The organism is Falsiroseomonas oleicola (assembly GCF_019029495.1).
Taxonomy (GTDB): Bacteria; Pseudomonadota; Alphaproteobacteria; order Acetobacterales; family Acetobacteraceae; genus Falsiroseomonas; species Falsiroseomonas oleicola.
Genome location: NZ_JAERQM010000023.1, coordinates 1 through 659, shown reverse-complemented (window position 1 = coordinate 659; position 659 = coordinate 1). Strand labels below are relative to the sequence as shown.

The following is a 659-nucleotide window of genomic DNA, read 5'->3' as shown; positions in this document are numbered from 1 at the left end:
CACCGAGATACGTCGTCACGAGATCGGTCCCAACGCCGAACGCGCCGACGATCGCGCCCGCACCGAGTCCGAGTCCGGCGGCGGCGTACAGCCGCAAATCCGGTGATAATCCGGCTTTTCCGACCTGATCGACCACGAGGGCGACGAGGAGCGCCGCCAGCACACCGGCGGTAACGCTCGTCAACACTGTATCGGTCACTCCGAGGCTGTCGCCGAACAGCCCGATCACGGGTCCGGCGACGATGCCGACGATCAGCCCGGCCATGACCCCGGCGACGCGGGAGTCCGTCACGCCGAACGCGAGCCCGCCGACCATGCGGAGCTTCTCAAGGACGGTCATCCGCGCCCAGAACCGCTGGATCGTCGTCTGGATGTCCCGATCGACGAGGGCAACATCGATCCCGAGCTCGTCGGCGACATCGATGGCGGCCTGCATATCCGCACCCGGCTCGATGTCGAACCGCTCGCCGAGCTGTGTCTGGACGTACGAGAGCATCCAGTATGCCAGAAACTGGAACACGGTGTTTCCCTTCAGCAGATCACCCGCGTCGAGCTCCTCCGGAGTCTCTCCCTGCATCTGCCGATATCGCCCCTCGTCGAGTTCGACGGCGACGACGTCCGGACGCTCTCGGTCGATCGTCTCTTCGACTTCCTCGACG

General features: G+C 65.4%; 1 protein-coding gene. It reads right to left on the bottom strand.

Annotated elements, in window-relative coordinates:
* Positions 1-659: TraB/GumN family protein (locus tag JJQ90_RS26720; RefSeq protein WP_216879299.1), on the bottom strand; the 659-nt coding region annotated here is incomplete at both ends.